Origin of the sequence: Sphingomonas zeae (genome assembly GCF_014197135.1) — a bacterium.
GTDB classification, from domain to species: Bacteria; Pseudomonadota; Alphaproteobacteria; order Sphingomonadales; family Sphingomonadaceae; genus Sphingomonas; species Sphingomonas zeae.
In genome coordinates this window covers 13,910-32,279 of sequence record NZ_JACIFA010000001.1, presented here as the reverse complement: position 1 = coordinate 32,279, position 18,370 = coordinate 13,910, and the positions used below count along the sequence as shown (strand labels likewise).

The 18,370-nt window shown below is 66.0% G+C and carries 15 protein-coding genes; 3 read left to right on the top strand and 12 right to left on the bottom strand.

All coding sequences use genetic code 11. The features are described from left to right. Window positions 1-2: 2 nt before the first annotated feature. The 5 genes from GGR45_RS00130 to GGR45_RS00110 all read right to left on the bottom strand — a co-directional run bounded on the left by GGR45_RS00130 (window position 3) and on the right by GGR45_RS00110 (window position 6,146). Window positions 3-1,409: a methyl-accepting chemotaxis protein gene (locus GGR45_RS00130; protein ID WP_175313189.1), complete on the bottom strand. Its 1,407-nt coding sequence runs from the start codon at window positions 1,407-1,409 to the stop codon at window positions 3-5. Between the two features lie 231 nt (window positions 1,410-1,640). Continuing rightward, window positions 1,641-3,989: a polyribonucleotide nucleotidyltransferase gene (gene pnp / locus GGR45_RS00125; RefSeq protein WP_175313187.1), complete on the bottom strand. Its 2,349-nt coding sequence runs from the start codon at window positions 3,987-3,989 to the stop codon at window positions 1,641-1,643. A 245-nt stretch (window positions 3,990-4,234) separates the two neighbouring features. Then, entirely contained in the window at window positions 4,235-4,504 is a 270-nt protein-coding gene (gene rpsO / locus GGR45_RS00120) for a 30S ribosomal protein S15 (protein ID WP_007406197.1), read from the bottom strand. A 12-nt stretch (window positions 4,505-4,516) separates the two neighbouring features. Beyond that, window positions 4,517-5,524 (bottom strand): tRNA pseudouridine(55) synthase TruB, encoded by a 1,008-nt coding sequence (gene truB / locus GGR45_RS00115; protein ID WP_175313185.1) that lies wholly within the window; start codon window positions 5,522-5,524, stop codon window positions 4,517-4,519. Window positions 5,525-5,534: 10 nt separating this feature from the next. Continuing rightward, window positions 5,535-6,146 carry a thymidine kinase gene (locus GGR45_RS00110; protein ID WP_175313183.1) on the bottom strand — a complete coding sequence of 204 codons (612 nt, stop codon included), beginning with the start codon at window positions 6,144-6,146 and terminating at the stop codon, window positions 5,535-5,537. A gap of 51 nt (window positions 6,147-6,197) precedes the next feature. Here GGR45_RS00110 and GGR45_RS00105 point away from each other — a divergent pair, with 51 nt between their 5' ends. Then, window positions 6,198-6,782: a YceI family protein gene (locus GGR45_RS00105; RefSeq protein ID WP_175313181.1), complete on the top strand. Its 585-nt coding sequence runs from the start codon at window positions 6,198-6,200 to the stop codon at window positions 6,780-6,782. A gap of 383 nt (window positions 6,783-7,165) precedes the next feature. Here the strand turns inward: GGR45_RS00105 and rbfA are convergent, their stop codons facing one another. The 6 genes from rbfA to rimP all read right to left on the bottom strand — a co-directional run bounded on the left by rbfA (window position 7,166) and on the right by rimP (window position 13,775). Beyond that, window positions 7,166-7,573: a 30S ribosome-binding factor RbfA gene (gene rbfA / locus GGR45_RS00100; RefSeq protein WP_175313179.1), complete on the bottom strand. Its 408-nt coding sequence runs from the start codon at window positions 7,571-7,573 to the stop codon at window positions 7,166-7,168. 105 nt (window positions 7,574-7,678) lie between these two features. Then, window positions 7,679-10,555: a translation initiation factor IF-2 gene (gene infB / locus GGR45_RS00095; protein WP_175313177.1), complete on the bottom strand. Its 2,877-nt coding sequence runs from the start codon at window positions 10,553-10,555 to the stop codon at window positions 7,679-7,681. Then, the gene (locus tag GGR45_RS00090; protein ID WP_246357968.1) at window positions 10,552-11,355 is read right to left on the bottom strand and encodes a DUF448 domain-containing protein; all 804 of its coding nucleotides are present in this window, start codon (window positions 11,353-11,355) and stop codon (window positions 10,552-10,554) included. Before GGR45_RS00090 ends, infB begins: the two co-directional genes overlap by 4 nt. Further along, window positions 11,336-11,572: a tautomerase family protein gene (locus tag GGR45_RS00085; RefSeq protein ID WP_175313175.1), complete on the bottom strand. Its 237-nt coding sequence runs from the start codon at window positions 11,570-11,572 to the stop codon at window positions 11,336-11,338. The genes GGR45_RS00090 and GGR45_RS00085 overlap by 20 nt, the downstream gene beginning before the upstream one ends. Beyond that, window positions 11,572-13,197, bottom strand: a complete 1,626-nt coding sequence (gene nusA, locus GGR45_RS00080; protein WP_175313172.1) for a transcription termination factor NusA — start codon at window positions 13,195-13,197, stop codon at window positions 11,572-11,574. Before nusA ends, GGR45_RS00085 begins: the two co-directional genes overlap by 1 nt. Beyond that, window positions 13,197-13,775: a ribosome maturation protein RimP gene (gene rimP / locus GGR45_RS00075; protein ID WP_175313170.1), complete on the bottom strand. Its 579-nt coding sequence runs from the start codon at window positions 13,773-13,775 to the stop codon at window positions 13,197-13,199. Before rimP ends, nusA begins: the two co-directional genes overlap by 1 nt. 175 nt (window positions 13,776-13,950) lie before the next feature. Between rimP and GGR45_RS00070 the strand changes: the two genes are divergently transcribed. Continuing rightward, window positions 13,951-15,153, top strand: a complete 1,203-nt coding sequence (locus GGR45_RS00070) for a PQQ-dependent sugar dehydrogenase (protein WP_175313169.1) — start codon at window positions 13,951-13,953, stop codon at window positions 15,151-15,153. A 179-nt stretch (window positions 15,154-15,332) separates the two neighbouring features. Beyond that, window positions 15,333-16,559, top strand: coding sequence for an ROK family protein (locus tag GGR45_RS00065; RefSeq protein ID WP_175313167.1), 1,227 nt, complete (start codon window positions 15,333-15,335; stop codon window positions 16,557-16,559). A 134-nt stretch (window positions 16,560-16,693) separates the two neighbouring features. Here GGR45_RS00065 and GGR45_RS00060 read toward each other — a convergent pair whose 3' ends face one another. Next, entirely contained in the window at window positions 16,694-18,115 is a 1,422-nt protein-coding gene (locus GGR45_RS00060; protein WP_175313165.1) for a sugar porter family MFS transporter, read from the bottom strand. Window positions 18,116-18,370 lie beyond the last annotated feature (255 nt).

Genomic DNA, 18,370 nt, shown 5'->3' with positions numbered 1-18,370 from the left:
CTTCAGTTCGTCCCCACCGCGCGCAGGGCGGGCCGTCCCGCACCACGCACCGCCATATGGCTCGACCGATCGTCATACCGGCCGAGATCCCCGACATCGAACCGCGCGACCTGGTCGCTCAGCCGGCCCGCCTCGGACGCCAGCTGGCGCGCCGATGCGGTGGCCTCTTCGACCATCGCGGCATTTTGCTGGGTCACGCCGTCCATCTCGCCGATCGCGATATTGATCTGTTCCAGTGACGAGGCCTGTTGCTTGGCGGTCACGGCCATGCCCGTCATCAGACCGCTGATCTCGTTGATCCGGCCGCTGATCCGTTGCAACGCTTGGCCGGTTTCGACCACGAGCTTGCTGCCGGTGCCGACCTGTTGGGAACTGGCGGTAATCCGCAGCTTCACATCCTTGGCCGCTTCGGCCGACCGCAGCGCCAGCGCGCGGACTTCGGACGCGACGACGGCAAAGCCCTTGCCCGCATCGCCAGCCCGCGCGGCCTCGACCCCGGCGTTAAGCGCGAGCAAATTCGTCTGGAAGGCGATCCCATCGATCACGCCGATAATCTCGGCAATCTCGCCCGAGGTGTGTTCGATACCGCGCATCGCACCGATCGTGCGTTGCACGACGTCATCCGACTCGTCCGCTTCCTGGCGCGCCTGCGCAACCAGGCTGCTTGCCCGACCGGCATCTTCGGCGGAACGGCGAACCGTATCGGTGATCTCCCCGATGGCAGCGGCGCTTTCCTCCAGCGAGGCGGCCTGTTGTTCGGTTCGGCGCGACAGATCATCAGAAGCCGCGCGGATCTCATTCGTGCCGTTGCGAATGACCCCCGACGTGTGTGACACGCTGCCTATGGCGGCGCACAGCGAGTCCATCGCGGCGTTGAAATCGTTCTTCAATTCCGCAAAACGGGGCGGGAAATCGTCGCCGACACGCCCGGTCAGCTTCCCCGCGGCCAGGCCCCGGATCAGGTCGAGCAACACCGTTACCGCCTGAAGCTGCTCCAGTTCGAGCATCTTGGATTCATGGATATCGACCAGCGAACCGCTGGCACGGCGAACCTTGCCCCTGCCGTCCTTGACGACCCCGCCGGTGGCCTGGAACCAGCGATAGGAGCCGCTTTTCACCTTCAGCCGGTAGGTTACGTTATAGGGGTTTCCCGTCTCCACCGTCTCGCGGAAAGCGGCGAAGGCCAGCGCAACGTCATCGGGATGGAGCAGATTCGACCAAGAGGTCATCAGATTGGGGAAATCGGCTTCCGAGGTATAGCCGCACAGGCGGCGAAATTCGGACGACCAGGTCCAGCGCGATTTCGCATGGGTCTCGTCGCCGTCGTGGATCACGGCATCCCATAAGCCAACGCCCGAATAATTGGAGAGGGTGGCCAGCCATTCCAGCTTGTTCCTGATCGCAAGCATTCACGTTTCCCCGCTCGAATTTCAGTATCGACAGGGTCGCTAGGCCAGGACGTTTTAACGACTTATTGTACGCGCGCGAGCACCAGCGGGAGCGCAAAACGCAATAGTTTATAAATCAGCCACTTAACATCATAGAAATATTTTCACGCTCGCCGCTGTTGCCCGCAGGGCGACATAAAAAGAGGCCCGGATCGCTCCGGGCCTCCCTTTGATACGCCGATGGTATCAGGATCAGTCGCGATCACCGGTCAAGAAGGCCGGCGCGGCGAATTCGGACGTGCCGCCCTGTTCGCCGCCTTCGCGACGGGGACGGTCGCCACGGTCGCGACGCGGACCGCTGCGGCCTTCACCGCCACGCTCGCCACGGCCTTCGCCACCACGGTCGCCGCCGTCGCGACGCGGACCGCGACCGCCTTCACGGTCGCCGCGCGGGCCACGATCGCCGCGCGGTTCACGCGGTTCGCGGGCCGGACGATTGTCCTCCAGCTCGGCGCCGGTTTCCTGGTCGACGACGCGCATCGACAGGCGGACCTTGCCGCGTGGATCGATCTCGAGGACCTTGACCTTGACTTCCTGGCCTTCGCTCAGGACGTCCGAGACCTTCTCGACGCGTTCGTTCTTGATCTCCGAGACGTGGACGAGACCGTCCTTGCCGCCCATGAAGTTCACGAATGCGCCGAAATCGACCAGGTTGACGACCTTGCCGTTGTAGATCTTGCCGACCTCGGCCTCTTCGACGATGCCCTTGATCCAGTTCATCGCGGCTTCGATCTGCGAACCATCCGACGAGCTGATCTTGATCACGCCCTCGTCGTCGATGTCGACCTTGGCGCCGGTGGTGGCGACGATCTCGCGGATCACCTTGCCGCCGGTGCCGATCACGTCGCGGATCTTCGACTTGTCGATCGTCATCGTCTCGATGCGCGGGGCATGGGCCGACAGCTCGGTGCGGGTCTCACCCAGCGCCTTGTTCATCTCGCCCAGGATATGCGCACGGCCTTCCTTGGCCTGCGCCAGCGCGACCTTCATGATCTCCTCGGTGATACCGGCGATCTTGATGTCCATCTGGAGCGAGGTGATGCCCTCGGAGGTGCCCGCCACCTTGAAGTCCATGTCGCCCAAGTGATCTTCGTCACCCAGGATGTCGGACAGGACGGCAAAGTCCTTGCCTTCCAGGATCAGGCCCATGGCGATGCCCGAGACCGGACGCTTCAGCGGAACGCCCGCGTCCATCAGCGACAGCGAGCCGCCGCAGACGGTGGCCATCGACGACGAGCCGTTCGACTCGGTGATGTCGCTGGTCACGCGGATGGTGTAGGGGAATTCTTCCTTGGTCGGCAGCACCGGGTGCAGCGCACGCCATGCCAGCTTGCCATGGCCGATCTCGCGACGGCCCGGCGCACCGAAGCGGCCCACTTCGCCGACCGAATAGGGCGGGAAGTTATAGTGCAGCATGAAGTGCTGGTAGGACAGGCCGTTCAGGCCGTCGATCATCTGCTCGGCATCGCGGGTGCCCAGCGTCGTGGTCGCGATCGTCTGGGTCTCGCCGCGCGTGAACAGCGCCGAGCCGTGCGAACGCGGCAGGAAGTGAACTTCGGCCTCGATCGGACGAATCTGCGTGGTCGAGCGACCGTCGATGCGGCGGCCGTCCTTCAGGATCGCGGTACGGACGATCTCGGCTTCCAGCTTCTTGACCAGCTTGGCGGCGACCAGCTGCTCCTGCGGCGTACGGTCGGCCATGGCGGCCTTCGCCTTGGCGCGGGCCTCGCCCAGCGCGGTCTGGCGCTGCTGCTTGTCGGTCAGCTTGTAGGCCGCGGTGATGTCCTTGCCGATCAGCTTCTTCAGCTCGGCCTTGACCGCCTTCTGGTCGTCGCCGACCTTCAGCTCCCACGGATCCTTGGCGGCCTGCTCGGCCAAGTCGATGATCGCGTCGATGATCTGCTGCGATGCCTTGTGCGCGTACATGACGGCGCCCAGCATCACCTCTTCGGACAGCTCCTTGGCTTCCGACTCGACCATCATCACCGCGTCGTGCGTCGCGGCGACGACCAGGTCCAGGTCACCGGCCAGCGCCTCGGCGTCGGTCGGGTTCAGCTGATACTCGCCATCGACATAGCCGACGCGCGCCGCACCGATCGGACCCATGAAGGGAACGCCCGAGATGGTGAGCGCGGCCGACGCGGCGACCAGCGCCAGGATGTCGGGCTCGTTCTCGCCATCATAGGAGAGCACCTGGCAGATGCAGTTGATCTCGTTGTAGAAACCTTCGGGGAACAGCGGGCGGATCGGACGATCGATCAGGCGGCTGATCAGCGTCTCACGCTCGGTCGCACCGCGCTCGCGCTTGAAGAAACCGCCGGGGATACGGCCCGCCGACGAGAACTTCTCCTGATAGTGAACGGTGAGCGGGAAGAAGTCCTGCCCTTCCTTCACGGTCTTCGCGGCCGTCACGGCGCACAGCACCACCGTCTCGCCCAGCGTCGCGATCACCGCGCCGTCGGCCTGACGGGCCACCTTGCCGGTTTCGAGGGTCAGCGTCTTGCCGCCCCACTCGATGGCCACTTTCTTGGTATTGAACATGGAATATCCTTCACTCCGACGGGCCTATCCCGCCGGGGCCTATGGGTTGAGCCAAGATTGGCTCTGGAGTTCGGCCGAATTGCCGATCCTCCGATCCTACCCGCCGCGTTCGACGGGTTTCATGACATAGAGGCTTTGGGGATGCGCTCTTGCGGCATCCGGTCGGCCCGGTGCTTCATACACCAGCCAACAAAAAAGGGCACCCCCCGATGGGAGTGCCCTTTCTCGTGGCGTTCGCCCGTGGCTTACTTGCGCAGGCCGAGCTTGGCGATCAGCGCCAGATAGCGATCGCCATCCTTATGACGCAGATAGTCGAGCAGCGAGCGACGCTTGTTGACCAGCATCAGCAGGCCGCGACGCGAATGGTTGTCCTTCGCGTGAGTCTTGAAGTGCTCGGTCAGGTTCTGAATACGCTGGGTCAGGATCGCGACCTGGACTTCGGGCGAACCCGTGTCACCCTCGGCGCGGGCATGATCCTTGATGATTTCCTGGCGGCGTTCAGCGGTGATCGACATCGTGATCCTTTCTTAATCGAGGTTGAAACCCCGAACGACCCGGACCTGTTCGTCCAGCGCCTCTACCAGCGCCACCGGGGTTTCCCCCAGCATCGCGAAATATTGGCCATCGTCCACGGCAATCCCGGCCAGCACACGCCCCTGACGGAGCGCCCCTGCCTGGTCGGGGTCGAGAGCAAGAGCCGGGATGTCGTCCAGCCCCGCCCTCAGCGGCAGGAGTATCTGTTCAAGGGTGCGCGCCTGCCCCATTTCGTTCAATTTGTCCAGCGATATCGCCGGGGCCAGGGTGAACGGCCCAGCCTTGATGCGGCGAAGCATGGTGACATGGCCGACCGTGCCAAGCGCCAGCGCGATGTCGCGGGCGAGCGAGCGGATATAGGTGCCCTTGGAGACATGCGCGGTAAGGGTGATGTTCTCCAATATATCCTCCCCGGCACGGGGAGGGGGACCATCCGCAGGATGGTGGAGGGGGGCTTCCTCCACGGAATCACTTAGAGGCTCTCCCCCTCCACCATTCGCTGGCGCGAACGGTCCCCCTCCCCGTTCCGGGGAGGATATGAGGCTGTGGATGGTCACCGCCCTGCTCGCCAGCACCACCTCTTCCCCGGCGCGGGCGAGGTCGTACGCCCGCTCGCCGTCGATCTTCAGCGCGGAATAGGCGGGCGGCACTTGGTTAATCGGCCCGGTGAAGCGCGGCAGCACCGCCTCCAGCGCCGCGCGAGTCGGGCGAACGTCACTGGTCGCCACCACCTCGCCCTCGGCATCCAGCGTGGAGGTCTGCTCGCCGAAACGGATGGTGAAGTCATACACCTTGTCGCTGTCGAGCATCCGCCCCGCCAGCTTGGTCGCCTCGCCCACCGCGATCGGCAGCACGCCGATCGCCAGCGGGTCGAGCGTCCCACCATGCCCGACCTTGATGCCCTTGCCATAGCCGCCCTGGCGCAAGCAGCGCTTGACCGCGCTTACCCCTTGCGTCGAACCCAGCCCCAGCGGCTTGTCGAGAATGATCCATCCATGCATTGCCAAGGCGTTAGTCGGGCTTCGCTTTCCCCTCAAGCACCGGCTCCCCCGCCAGCGCCTCGCCGAAATGGCGGCGGCACAGCGCGACATAGCGGTCATTGCCCCCGATCTCGGTCTGCGCGCCCTCGGCAATCGCCTTGCCCTGCCCGTCGACACGCAGGTTCATCGTCGCCTTGGCCCCGCACACGCAGACCGACTTGATCTCGCTGAGCGCATCGGCGAGCGCCAGCAGCCGCGCCGATCCGGGAAACAACTGCCCCTTGAAGTCGGTGCGCAGGCCATAACACAGCACCGGAATGCGATGCCGATCGGCGAGCCGGGCCAACTGATCCACCTGGTCCGGCGTCAGGAACTGCGCTTCATCGACCAGGATACAGGCGAGCGGCGTGCGACCGTGCTGGTCGAGCGCACAGGCCTCCAGATCGGTCGAGGCGTGGAACGGCGTCGCGGGCTGCGACAGGCCGATGCGCGAAGCGATGGTGCCATAGGCGAAGCGATCGTCGATCGCGGCGGTGAACAGCATCGTGTTCATTCCGCGCTCGCGATAGTTGAAATCAGCCTGCAACAGCATGGTCGATTTCCCGGCATTCATGCTGGCATAGTAAAAATAGAGCTTGGCCATGCGCCGCCCTTATCGGAAGGACGCCGTCATATCGAGCATGGGGTGCGTGGGTTGAGAATTGCAAAAGTCGTGGCGGTCGCGATGGCGACGCTGGGGACGATGGCCCCGGCCAGCGGCACCGGCGCGATGAGCTACACCATCGATCCCGCCCATGCCCGCGTACAGGCCAAGGTCGGCTTTTTCGGCCTGGGCAGCAAGACCGCGCGCTTCCCCCATATCGAGGGGCATGTCGCCCTGTCCGACCGCGATGCGAAGGCGGTGACGCTCGACGTGCGGATCGATACCCAGACGCTGGAGGCGGGCGACGCGCTCACCCGATCGCGATTGCGGGGGCCGGACTTTTTCGATGTCGATCATTATCCCCGCGTCACCTTCCATGCGACCGGCTTGACCCGCACCGGGCCGCACAGCGCGACGGTAACGGGTACGATCTCCGCCCGGGGTGTTACCCGGCCGGCGATGCTGGCGGTCGACTTTTCGCGCGACTTTGCCGCGATGACGGGGCGGGAGTCGGTGCATATCGCCGCCACGACCCGGATCGACCGGCGGGACTTCGGAATGACGGCCTATCCGCTGATCGTCGGGCGGCTGGTGACGATCGGGATCGACGCGGATCTGCTGCCGGTCGGGGGGTAACCCCTACCCCCGTTCAGCCTGAGCGAAGTCGAAGGCCAAGGGAAACGGTTTGATCTTGGTTCGCGCAGAGGCGCGGAGGACGCAGAGAAGGTTTCGCCAAACGGCCACCTACTGCACCACCCCGGCGAAGGCCGGGGTCTAGTTGGGATGGATATACGATGGCGCGAGGCATTTGCCTCCCCGCCTTGGCGTAGCGCTCCATTGACCCGGAAGATACTGGACCCCGGCCTTCGCCGGGGCGGGGTGCCCTATCGGACGCAGGGTCTTCTTCTCTGCGCTCTTTGCGCCTCTGCGCGAACCAAAAACCTTCGCGGCTTCGCGGCTTCGCGTGAACCCTATTCCCGGCCGTCTCAACGTGGCCTTCGCTGAACAGAGGGCGAGTGTCAGCCCTCCGCCTGCTCTCCTTCGTCCAGATCCTGCGACACCTTGGGCGAGCGGAGGAGCGAGTCGATATGGCTGCCCTCGTCGAAGCTCTCGTCCGCCAGGAACTTCAGCTTGGCGGCATATTTCATCTTCACCCGGTGCGCGACCTCACGCTGCAGGTACGCGGTGTTGGTGCGCAAAGCCTTGATGACCACCTCCTCGTCCTTGCCCAGCAGCGGCTTCACGAAGACGGTCGCGTGGCGCAGGTCGGGGGACATGCGCACTTCGGTCACGCTGACCATGTGCTTGGCGAGCGTCTCGTCATGCACGTCGCCGCGCGCGAGGATTTCGGACAGGATGTGGCGGACCTGCTCGCCGACGCGCAGCAGGCGGACCGAGGGTTCGGCGGGGTTTTTGGACTGGACCATGTTCAGTTTCTTCTCAAACGAAAATCGCGGCCGCCGGGCAGGCGACCGCGATCCATTCCGGCATGATGCGTAGGCGGCAGGACCTGTCCCGCCGCCCCGCGATCATCAGAGCGAACGCTCGCGCAGTTCGACCTCGAAGGTTTCGAGATAGTCGCCCGGCTTGATGTCGGTGAAGTTCTGCGTGAACGTCACACCGCATTCCAGACCGGCGCGAACCTCGGCGACATCATCCTTGAACCGGCGGAGCGAGTTGATCTCGCCCTGGTAGATGATGACGTCGTTGCGCGTGATGCGCGCCTTGAGCGCCTTGCGGATGACACCCTCGGTGACCAGCAGACCGGCGGCCTTGCCGATCTTGCCCGCCGAGAAGACCTCGCGGATTTCGGCGCGGCCGACGACCGTTTCGAAAGCCTCGGGACCCAGCTCGCCGGCCATGCCCGCACGAATCTCGTCGATCAGGTCATAGATGACGTCGTAATATTTGAGCGCCACCTTGTTCCGCTCGGCGATCTCACGCGCCTTGGCGTTCGCACGGACGTTGAAGCCGATGATCGGCGCACCGCTCGCGGCGGCCAGCGTCACGTCCGACTCGGTGATGCCACCGACGCCCGAGTGCAGGATACGCGCCTTGATGAGGTCGGACGCGATCTTGTTGATCGACGCCACGATCGCCTCGACCGTGCCCTGCGTATCCGCCTTGACGACCAGCGGATATTCCTTGGCCTGGTTCGCCTTCAAAGCCGAGAACATCGACTCCAGGCTGGCCGGGGCCGAGGTCGTGCGCTTCTGGAGCAGCACGCTCTGGCGGTATTCGGCGACCTCGCGGGCGCGGGCTTCGTTCTCGACGACCTGGAGCAGGTCGCCCGCCTGGGGCACGCCCGACAGGCCGAGGACCTCGACCGGCATCGCCGGACCCGCTTCCTTCACCTGACGGCCCTTGTCGTCGACCAGCGCACGGACCTTGCCGCTTTCCGCACCGACGACGAACACATCGCCGACCTTCAGCGTGCCGCGCGTGACGAGCACGGTCGCGACCGGACCACGGCCCTTGTCGAGCTTGGCCTCGACCACGCTGCCCTCGGCCGCACGATCGGGGTTGGCGGTCAGCTCGAGCAGTTCGGCCTGAAGCTGGATCTTCTCGATCAGCGTATCCAGACCGATCTTCTTGAGCGCCGACACCTCGACGTCCTGGGTCTCGCCGCCCATGTCCTCGACCTGCACGTCATGCTCGAGCAGACGCTCGCGGACGCGCTGGGCATTGGCGTCGTGCTTGTCGATCTTGTTGATCGCCACGATCATCGGCTTGCCCGCCGCCTTGGTGTGGTTGATCGCCTCGATCGTCTGCGGCATCAGCCCGTCATCGGCCGCCACCACCAGCACCACGATATCCGTGACGTCGGCACCGCGGGCGCGCATCTGGGTGAAGGCCTCGTGGCCCGGCGTGTCGAGGAAGGTGACCTTCGACTTGTCCTTCAGCGTGACCTGATAGGCGCCGATATGCTGGGTGATGCCACCGGCCTCACCGCGCACCACGTCCGTCCCGCGCAGCGCGTCGAGCAGCGAGGTCTTGCCATGGTCGACATGGCCCATGATCGTCACGACCGGCGGGCGCGGACGCAAGGATTCGACCGCATCCTCCGTGGTGTCGAGCGCCAGGTCGATGTCGCTGTCCGACACGCGCACGATGTTGTGGCCGAATTCGGTCACCAGCAGCTCGGCCGTATCCTGGTCGATGGTCTGCGTCATCGTGACGGGCATGCCCATCTTGAACAGTGCCTTGACCAGATCCGCGCCCTTTTCGGCCATACGGTTGGCCAGTTCCTGGACGGTGATCGCTTCCGGCACCTGCACGTCGCGGACCTGCTTGATCTGCGGCTCACGCGGGCCGCCAAAGCCACGCTTCTCCTTCTCGCGGGCACGCTTGAGCGCGGCGAGCGAGCGGGCGCGGGCGCCGTCCTCGTTCAGCGCGCGCGTGACGGTCAGCTTGCCGCCGCGACGCTCGTCGCCCTTGCGGTCACGCTGCTGCGGACGGCCCGGAGGCGCGTTACGCGGCGTCGGCTGACCCGAGGGCATCGAGCGCGGAGCACCGCCCGACGGGGCGGACGCGGCGTTGTTGCTTGGCGCGCTCGGCGTGCTGGCCGTCGCAGCGGGCGCGGGAGCCGCTGCGGGCTTGGGCGCGGGCTTCGGAATCTCGGGACGCTGCACCGGCGAGAAGCGGCGCGGCGCGGGCATCGACGGATCGCGACCCAGGATCGGGGGCGTCGTCACCACTGGCGCAGGGGCCGGAGCGGGCGCCGGCTTCGCCGCGACCGGAGCCGGGGCGGGCGTCGGCGCAGGCGCCGGGGCAGGTGCCTCAACTGCGGATTCCTTGGCGGGCTCCTCGGCCTTGGGTTCCGGCGCCGGGATCACCGGCCGCTCGACCGGACGGAAGGGACGCGGCTGGACCGAGATGGTCGGCGCAGCGGGCGCTTCGGCCTGCACAGGCGCTTCGGCGACCGGGTTTGAAGCCGGTGCCGGTGCCGGGGTCGGCTCCGGAGCGGGCGCGGCAGCCGCAGCGGCGGCTTCCGCTTCCGCACGGGCGCGTTCCTCGGCACGGGCACGATCGTCCTCGGCGCGCTGCTGACGCTCGGCATCCGCACGGCGACGTGCTTCCTCCTGCATGGCGAGGCGCTGTTCCTCGGCCTCTCGCAACAGGCGGGCCTGACGCTCCTGCGCCGTCTCGTTCGACGGAACGGGACGCGACGGGGCGACCGGCGCCGCCGCAGGGGCGGCCGTGGCCGGGGCCGGAGTCGGCGCAGGGGCGGCCGTTTCGGGCGCGCCACCCTGCGGACCCAGGACGCGACGGCGCTTCGTCTCGACGATCACGGTGTTCGAGCGGCCGTGGCTGAAGCTCTGCTTCACCTTGCCGGTCTCGACCGTGCGCTTCAGCCCCAAAGGCTGGCGCATTCCGAGTTTCGGCTTGTCGTTGTCGGTCTCGCTCACTCAAAATCCTCGTGTACGGTCACGGCCGTTCGGTCACCGGTAATGTCGGACGCCGATGCGCCTTGCGAGGCCGTTTCGCAAGGCGTTGCCACAGGGTCGGGTCCGATAAAATGCAGCCAGCGGTCGAGCGCTTCGCTCACCCGCTTTGCCGCGTTACGATCTGTCAGGCCGATGTGTACCACATTTTCGCGGCCCAACGCCATTGACAATATGGGGCGTGTGGCGGGCAGTGCCAACCCCTTGAGATCGGAACCTTCACGATCCGATCCCACACGCCATGCCTGCGCCAGCTTGCGGCATCCATCCTCGCCCGCATCGGACGCATGATAGAGTGCGTGCAACTGGCCCGAGCGCGCCGCCGTCGCGATCTTGTCCGATCCGGTCAGCAGCATCCCCGAGCGCGACTCAAGCCCCAGCCGATCGAGCGCGTTACGCTCCAGCGCCGTGGTGATGAGGTCGGGCAGATTGTCGGGAATGGAAAACTCGCCCGTCTTGAACGCGCGCGCCAGTGCCCCCTTCAACTTGCCCTTCGCCATCGCGGTTTCCAGTTCGCCGCGAGTCACGCCGATCCAGCCGCCCCGTCCCGGCGCCTTGGCGCGGACATCGGGCAGCACCCGCCCGTCGGGCGCGAGCGCCAGACGGATCAAGTGCGGGCGTGCGTCATGCTCGCCCGACAGGACGCAGCGGCGGACCGGCCCGTCGATCGAGTCGCGGGCGGCCTTCGCCGAGGCTCTGGGGCTCCGGCCCTTGGCGGCCGGAGAGGATTTTACGTCGCCACGCTCATTGTCCCGGTTCCGCATGCGCGTCTCCCCGGGGTTGAGAGGTGGGGGCATCACGGTCGGCGATCAGCTGGCCGCCCGCGCCGTAATTTTCGGTCGAAACCTCCTCGATCACGATCTGGACGGCGGCCGGGTTCTTACCCAGCCGCTCCACCAGCGAACGAGTCACGTCGGCGACGATCTCGGCCTTTTGCTGCTTGGAGGCGGTGCCCGCCAGACGGATCGAGACGAACGGCATCAGGCTTCCTCGCCCTCCGCTTCCGACGCACCGGCTTCGGCGGCGACGGGTTCCTCCTCATCGGTGAACCAGTGCGCGCGGGCCGCCATGATGATCTCGTTACCCTGCTCGTCGCTCAGGCCATATTCGGCCAGGATACCGCCCTTGGGGGCAGCGCGCGGGGTATCGTCGCCACGGCGGCGCGGCTCGGACCGCTTCTTCTCGACCAGCTCGTCGGTCGCGAGATCGGCGAGGTCGTCGAGCGTCTTGATGCCCGCCTTGCCCAGCGTGACCAGCATCGCCTCGGTCAGATAGGGCATCTCGGCCAGCGCGTCGTCGACGCCCAGGGCGCGACGCTCGTCGCGGGCGGCCTGTTCGCGGCGGTCCAGCGCTTCCTGCGCACGGCTTTGCAGCTCCTGCGCCAGGTCCTCGTCGAACCCTTCGATCGCGGCCAGTTCGTCCAGCTCGACATAGGCGACCTCTTCCAGCGCGCCGAAGCCTTCGGCGACCAGCAGCTGCGCCAGCGTCTCGTCCACGTCCAGTTCGTTCTGGAACAGTTCGGAGTTGGCCACGAATTCCTTCTGGCGCTTCTCCGACGCGTCGGCCTCGGTCAAGATGTCGATCGCCTTGGCGGTCAGCTGGCTGGCCAGACGGACATTCTGACCGCGACGACCGATGGCGAGGCTGAGCTGATCGTCGGGGACGACGACCTCGATCCGGTCCTCTTCCTCGTCGATCACGACGCGGCTGACGTTCGCGGGCTGGAGCGCGTTCACCACGAAGGTCGCGGTGTCGGGCGACCAGGGGATGATGTCGATCTTCTCGCCCTGCATTTCCTGCACGACGGCCTGAACGCGGCTGCCCTTCATGCCGACGCAGGCGCCGACCGGATCGATGCTCGAGTCGTGACTGATGACGCCGATCTTGGCGCGGCTGCCCGGATCGCGCGCGGCGGCCTTGATCTCGATGATGCCGTCATAGATTTCGGGCACTTCCTGCGCGAACAGCTTCTTCATGAAGTCGGGGTGCGCGCGAGACAGGAAGATCTGCGGCCCGCGATTTTCGCGGCGGACGTTCAGGATCAGCGAGCGGATGCGGTCGTTCACGCGGACGACTTCGCGCGGAATCTGCTGGTCGCGACGAATCACGCCCTCGGCGCGGCCCAGATCGACGACGATGTGACCGAACTCAACGCGCTTGACGACGCCGGTGATGATCTCGCCCTGGCGGTCCTTGAACTCATCGAACTGACGGTCGCGCTCGGCATCGCGGACCTTCTGGAAGATGACCTGCTTGGCCGCCTGCGCCGCGATGCGGCCAAATTCGATCGGGGGCAGCGGGTCGACGATGAAGTCGCCGATCGCGGCACCCTTCTGAAGCTTCTCGGCACCCTTCAGGTCGATCTGCTTGTAATAGTCGTCGACCTGCTCGACCACCTCGACGACGCGCCACAGACGCAGATCGCCCGAGTTCGGATCGAGCTTCGCGCGAATGTCGTTCTCGGCGCCGTAGCGGGCGCGGGCGGCGCGCTGGATCGCGTCCTCCATCGCCTCGATGACGATGCCCTTGTCGATCATCTTTTCCGAGGCGACCGCATTCGCGATCGCGATCAGTTCCGCCTTGTTGGCGGAAATGGCGGTAGCCATCAGTGCCGTCCTTCCGTGGTGGCGCCGTCCTGTTCGGGCGCATCCTGATAATAAACCTCTTCCGCGCCTTCGGGAGACAGCGGCACCGTCGCGGCGATCAGCCGGTCGGTCATGACGAGCTTGGCGTCTTCGATCGCGGTGAAAGGCAGTTCGTGGCGAACCTCTTCCCCATCGACGATGACAACATTCGCGCCCTCGACCCCGGCCAGATCGCCCTTGAATTGCTTGCGGCCATTGAGCTTCTCGGCCAGCGTGATCCGCGCCTCATGCCCCGCCCAGTCGGCGAAGTCCTTCAGCCGGGTCAGCGGACGGTCGATACCGGGCGAGGACACCTCCAGCCGGTACGCATGGTCGATCGGGTCGCGGCCCTGCTCCTCCAGCGCATCCATCACGTCGGAAATACGGCGCGACAGGTCGGCGCAATCGTCGATGTTCAGCTGGCGCGTGTCGGGACGCTCGGCCATCACCTGGAGCGTGGGGTCCGACGTGCCGCCATACATCTTCACGCGCACGAGCTCGAAGCCGAGCGCCTTGGCCTCGGGTTCGATGAGTTGCGTCAGAAGGGCGATATCCGCCATGAAAGCTCCAGATGTGCCGGATCGGTGCCGCGGAACCCGTCCCGCAGCCTCTTTCACCCGACGATGTAAGAGAATGGTGCAGTCTATACACAGGAACCGCAGACGAAACAAGCATCCATGCCAAGGCGTTGTCGGCCCATCGGGCCGGTCAGGGGCCTTACCGGGAGAATATAAGATGAAACTGCCATTGCTTGCCGCGTTGCCGGTGGCCCTTCTCGCCTGTTCGGGCAATGGACCCGGCCCCGACGAGACGGGCAGCATGCCCCCGGTGACGGTCACGCCCGGCGGCACACCCAGCCCCTCGCCGTCCGCCTCGGCCACGCCACCCGCGACGGTCGTGGACGGGCAGCCCTTCGGCCGAACCGTCATCGCCGATTTCGACGCGCCCTGGGCGATGACCTTCCTGCCCGACCGGCGGATGCTGGTGACCGAGAAGGACGGGCGGATGCTGCTCGTCACGGCGGACGGGCAGCAGCGGCAGACGATCGCGCGGATCGCGGTCGATGCGGCAGGGCAAGGCGGGCTGATGGACGTGGTCCTGGCTCCCGATTTCGCGCAGAGCGGCCGCGTCTATTTCAGCTATTCGGCGGCGGCGGATGGCGGCAAGCGCGTCGTGCTGGCGCGCGGGCGATTGCAGGAGGCGAACGGCACTGCGCAGCTGACCGGCATCGAAACCTTATGGGCCGCCAGCCCCGCCGTCACCGGCGAAGGCCATTATTCGGGCCGCATCGCCTTTTCGCCCGACGGCCAATATCTGTTCTTCACGGCGGGCGATCGGCAGAAATTCACGCCTGCCCAGGACCCCAAGGCGACTTTGGGCAAGGTGCTGCGCCTGACCCCGGACGGCCAGCCCGCCCCCGGCAATCCGCTGGCAGCGCAAGGATATGATCCGGCCGTCTGGTCCTATGGCCATCGCAACCTACTGGGCATCGCCTTCGATGGCGCGGGCAATTTGTGGGAGCAGGAAATGGGTCCCAAGGGCGGCGACGAGGTCAATCTGATCCTGCCTGGCCGCAATTATGGCTGGCCCAATGCGTCCAACGGATCGCATTATGACGGGCGCGACATTCCCGATCACCGCGCGGGCGATGGCTATGAAGCGCCCAAGGTCTGGTGGAACCCGGTGATTTCACCGGGCGGGCTGATGATCTATTCGGGCTCGCTCTTCCCGCAATGGCGCGGCGACGTCTTTATCGGCGGGCTTTCGAGCAAGGCGCTGATCCGCGTCGACCTGAACGGTACCAACGCCGCCAAGGGCGACCAGTGGGACATGGGCGCCCGCATCCGCGAGGTCGAGCAGGGGCCGGACGGCGCCATCTATGTGCTGGAGGATGGCGGCGATTCGCAAGGGCGGCTCATCAAGCTGACGCCCGCCTGATCTCAAACCGCCCTGGGCTAAGTCTTGGAAAACAAGACCAATGCTCAGGGTGGTATGCTCTGGTACCGTGATGGGCCTTGACCGGCCATGGCCCCGCGCCGATCCTGTGGCAAAGACGGGCGATCCAGGTTCGCTCCACCTGCAGGAGACGCAACCAGATGATGTCATCATCGCAACCCATGTCATCGGAGCGGGGGCCTGTCGTCGAGGCGCATTCGCGCGAGTCCCGTCTGTCGCGGGGCCTGTCGGGCACCAATTTGGAGCGGGCGGGCGACTATAATCTGCGCACCGTGCTCCAGGTCATCCGCTTCCACCGCCAGACGACGCGGATCGCCATCGCCAACCAGACGGGGCTGACCCCGGCGACCATCGCCAATATCACCGGGCGACTGATCGAGATGGAGTTGGTCCGCACCGCCGGACGGCTGCATCGTGGGCGGGGCCAGCCTGCGCTCCGCATCGAGCTGTGCCCCAGCGGTGCGTTCGGCATCGGTCTGACCATCGACCGCGACCACCTGGCCATCGCGATCCTCGACCTGGGCGGCACCGTACGAGCCCGTGCGAAACGCGAGATCGCCTTTGCGACGCCCGGTGACGTGCTGGCCTTTATCCATGACACGCTGGAGCCTGCGCTGGCCGAGGGGCAGGTCGACCGCTCGCGCGTGCTAGGCGTCGGGGTGGCGATGCCGGACGGCGTCGACCGCTCTCTGCCCAACCAGACGCGTGGCTATGACGCCTGGGTCGGGGTCGATTTGGAGGCGCTGCTCGCGCCGCTGCTCCCCTGGCCGCTCTACCGCGACAATGACGCCGCGGCCGCCGCGCTGGGTGAGGCGCAGCATGATCATGATTTCGCCTGCCCCAGCTTCTTCTACCTGCTCATCACCGCCGGGCTGGGCGGCGGGCTGGTCATCGACCGGACCTATCATCGCGGCGCGCATCGCCGGTCGGGCGAAATCGGGCTGATGCCCGACCCTACGGCGGGGCGGCCCGGCGCGATCGTGCAGGATACGGTGTCGCTGGCAGGCCTTGAGGTGCGGTTGAAGGCGGCGGGCTATCGGCTCGATTCGCCCGAGACGCTGGCCGACGGCGACGACCCGATACTAGCCGCGATCATCGACCAGTGGATCGAGGATTCGATCGCCGCGCTGCTCCAGCCCATCGTCGCGGTGACGACCCTGTTCGATCCCGATGCGATCCTGATCGGCGGCCGGCTGCCCGGCCGGTTGCTGAGCCGGCTGGCGGACGGTTTGAGCGAGGGGCTGGCCGGGGTCGAGCTGCCCGTCCGCCCGGCGATCCGCCCCGCCCGCACCGCGCAGGACGCGCCCGCGATCGGCGCGGCGATGCTGCCCTTCATGGACCGGCTGTTGCCGTCCGACTCGATCCTGATCCAGGCCGGGCGCGGGTAAAGCTTCCCGCCTTCCCGACCGCCGTTCAGCCTTCGACTGTGTTCGGGCGGAAGGGCGGTAGAGTTCCGGCAAAAGAAAAGGCCCGCCTCCCATCGGGAAGCGGGCCTGTCAGGCTCTCGGGGACTATTCTTGTATCAGCCCGCCATGTCTTCCAGCTCGCGGCCGCGCGTCTCGTTGACCATCGCGCGGACGAAGAAGAACGACACCGCCGCAAAGAAGGCGTACCCGAAATAGGTCACGCTCAATCCCGGCGACACGGCAAGCGCGGGGAAGCTGACCGAGATGGCGGCGTTGGCGATCCACTGGGCAAAGCCCGAGACGGCCAGGCCCGATCCGCGAATCTGGTTCGGGAACATCTCGCCCAGCATGACCCACATTACAGGCCCCCAGCTGGCGTTGAAGAAGATGACGTACAGGTTCGCCGCAACCAGCGCGATCACGCCATTGTTGCCGGGCAGGCTCACTGCGCCATTCGCGCCGGTGACGGCGGTCGAGAAGGCATAGGCCACGATCGCCAGCGTCACCGCCATGCCCGCCGAGCCGATCAGCAGCAGCGGCTTGCGACCGATCTTGTCGACCGTCGCGATGGTGAACAGGCAGGCCGCGATCGACAGCACGCCCGACAGGATGTTCGTCTGAAGCGCATAATCTTCCGAGAAGCCGACCGCTTCCCACAAAGTCGCGCCGTAATAGAAGACGACGTTGATGCCGACGAGCTGCTGGAACACGGCCAGGCCGATGCCCGCCCACAGGATCGGACGGATCTTGCCCGTGGTCTTGTCGATCAGGTCGGACAGCTTGGGCTTGTGCTGATCGGCGGACAGGCTGCCACGGATTTCGGCCACCTTGCGGGTCGCCTCGGCCTCACCGAACAGCTTGGTCAGCACGGTATGCGCCTCGGCATCGCGACCCTTGGCGACCAGGAAACGCGGGCTTTCCGGGATGATTGAAAGCGCTGCGAAATAGATCGCCGCCGGGATCGCCTGAAGCCAGAACATCCAGCGCCACGCCGGATAGCCCAGCCAGAACTCGGCGGTCGAGCCGCCAGCATAGCGCGCCAGCGCGAAGTTCGCGACGAAGGCGCCGGTCAGGCCGGTGATGATCATCACCTGCTGCACGCTCGACAAGCGCCCGCGAATCGAGGCCGGGGTCACTTCGGAGATATAGACGGGCGAGATGACGCTGGCCGCGCCGACCCCCAGGCCGCCGATGATGCGGGCCAGGATGAAGATGCTCGACGCGCTCGCCGCACCGGCCAGGATCGCGCTGACCAGGAATAGCGCGGCGGACAACATCATGACATTGCGGCGGCCGATCGCGTCGGCCAACCGCCCTGCACCGAACGCGCCGATCGCCGAGCCGACCAGGATCGCGCCGACATTGACGCCCACGCCCAGGCGACCGAGGTCGAATGCAGCCTCCAGCCCCTTCTGGGTGCCGTTGATGACGCCCGAGTCATAGCCGAACATGAAACCGCCGATGGTCGCGACAACGACGATCGCGGCGATGAAACCATGATTGACGCGCGCGGCGTCCAATCCCCTTGTGTCGGTCACTTCCGGCCCTCTCCTGATCCGTGCGTGGCATCTTGGCCTATCCGCACGGCAATGTCCTGTCACCGGGCAAGATGCACGGCCAGCCATGATGGTAACGCTATCTTAAAACATCGCGCCGTCAAGCACCTGTAGGCGTGGTTCGTCCCACTTCGCCGCAGAGCGACGCCCGGTTCCGGGCGCAACAACTCTTCCCCTCGCCCCTGGACAGGGGAGAGGGATAGCGGAGCTTGCCAGCTTGGCTGGCTCGCGCAGCTT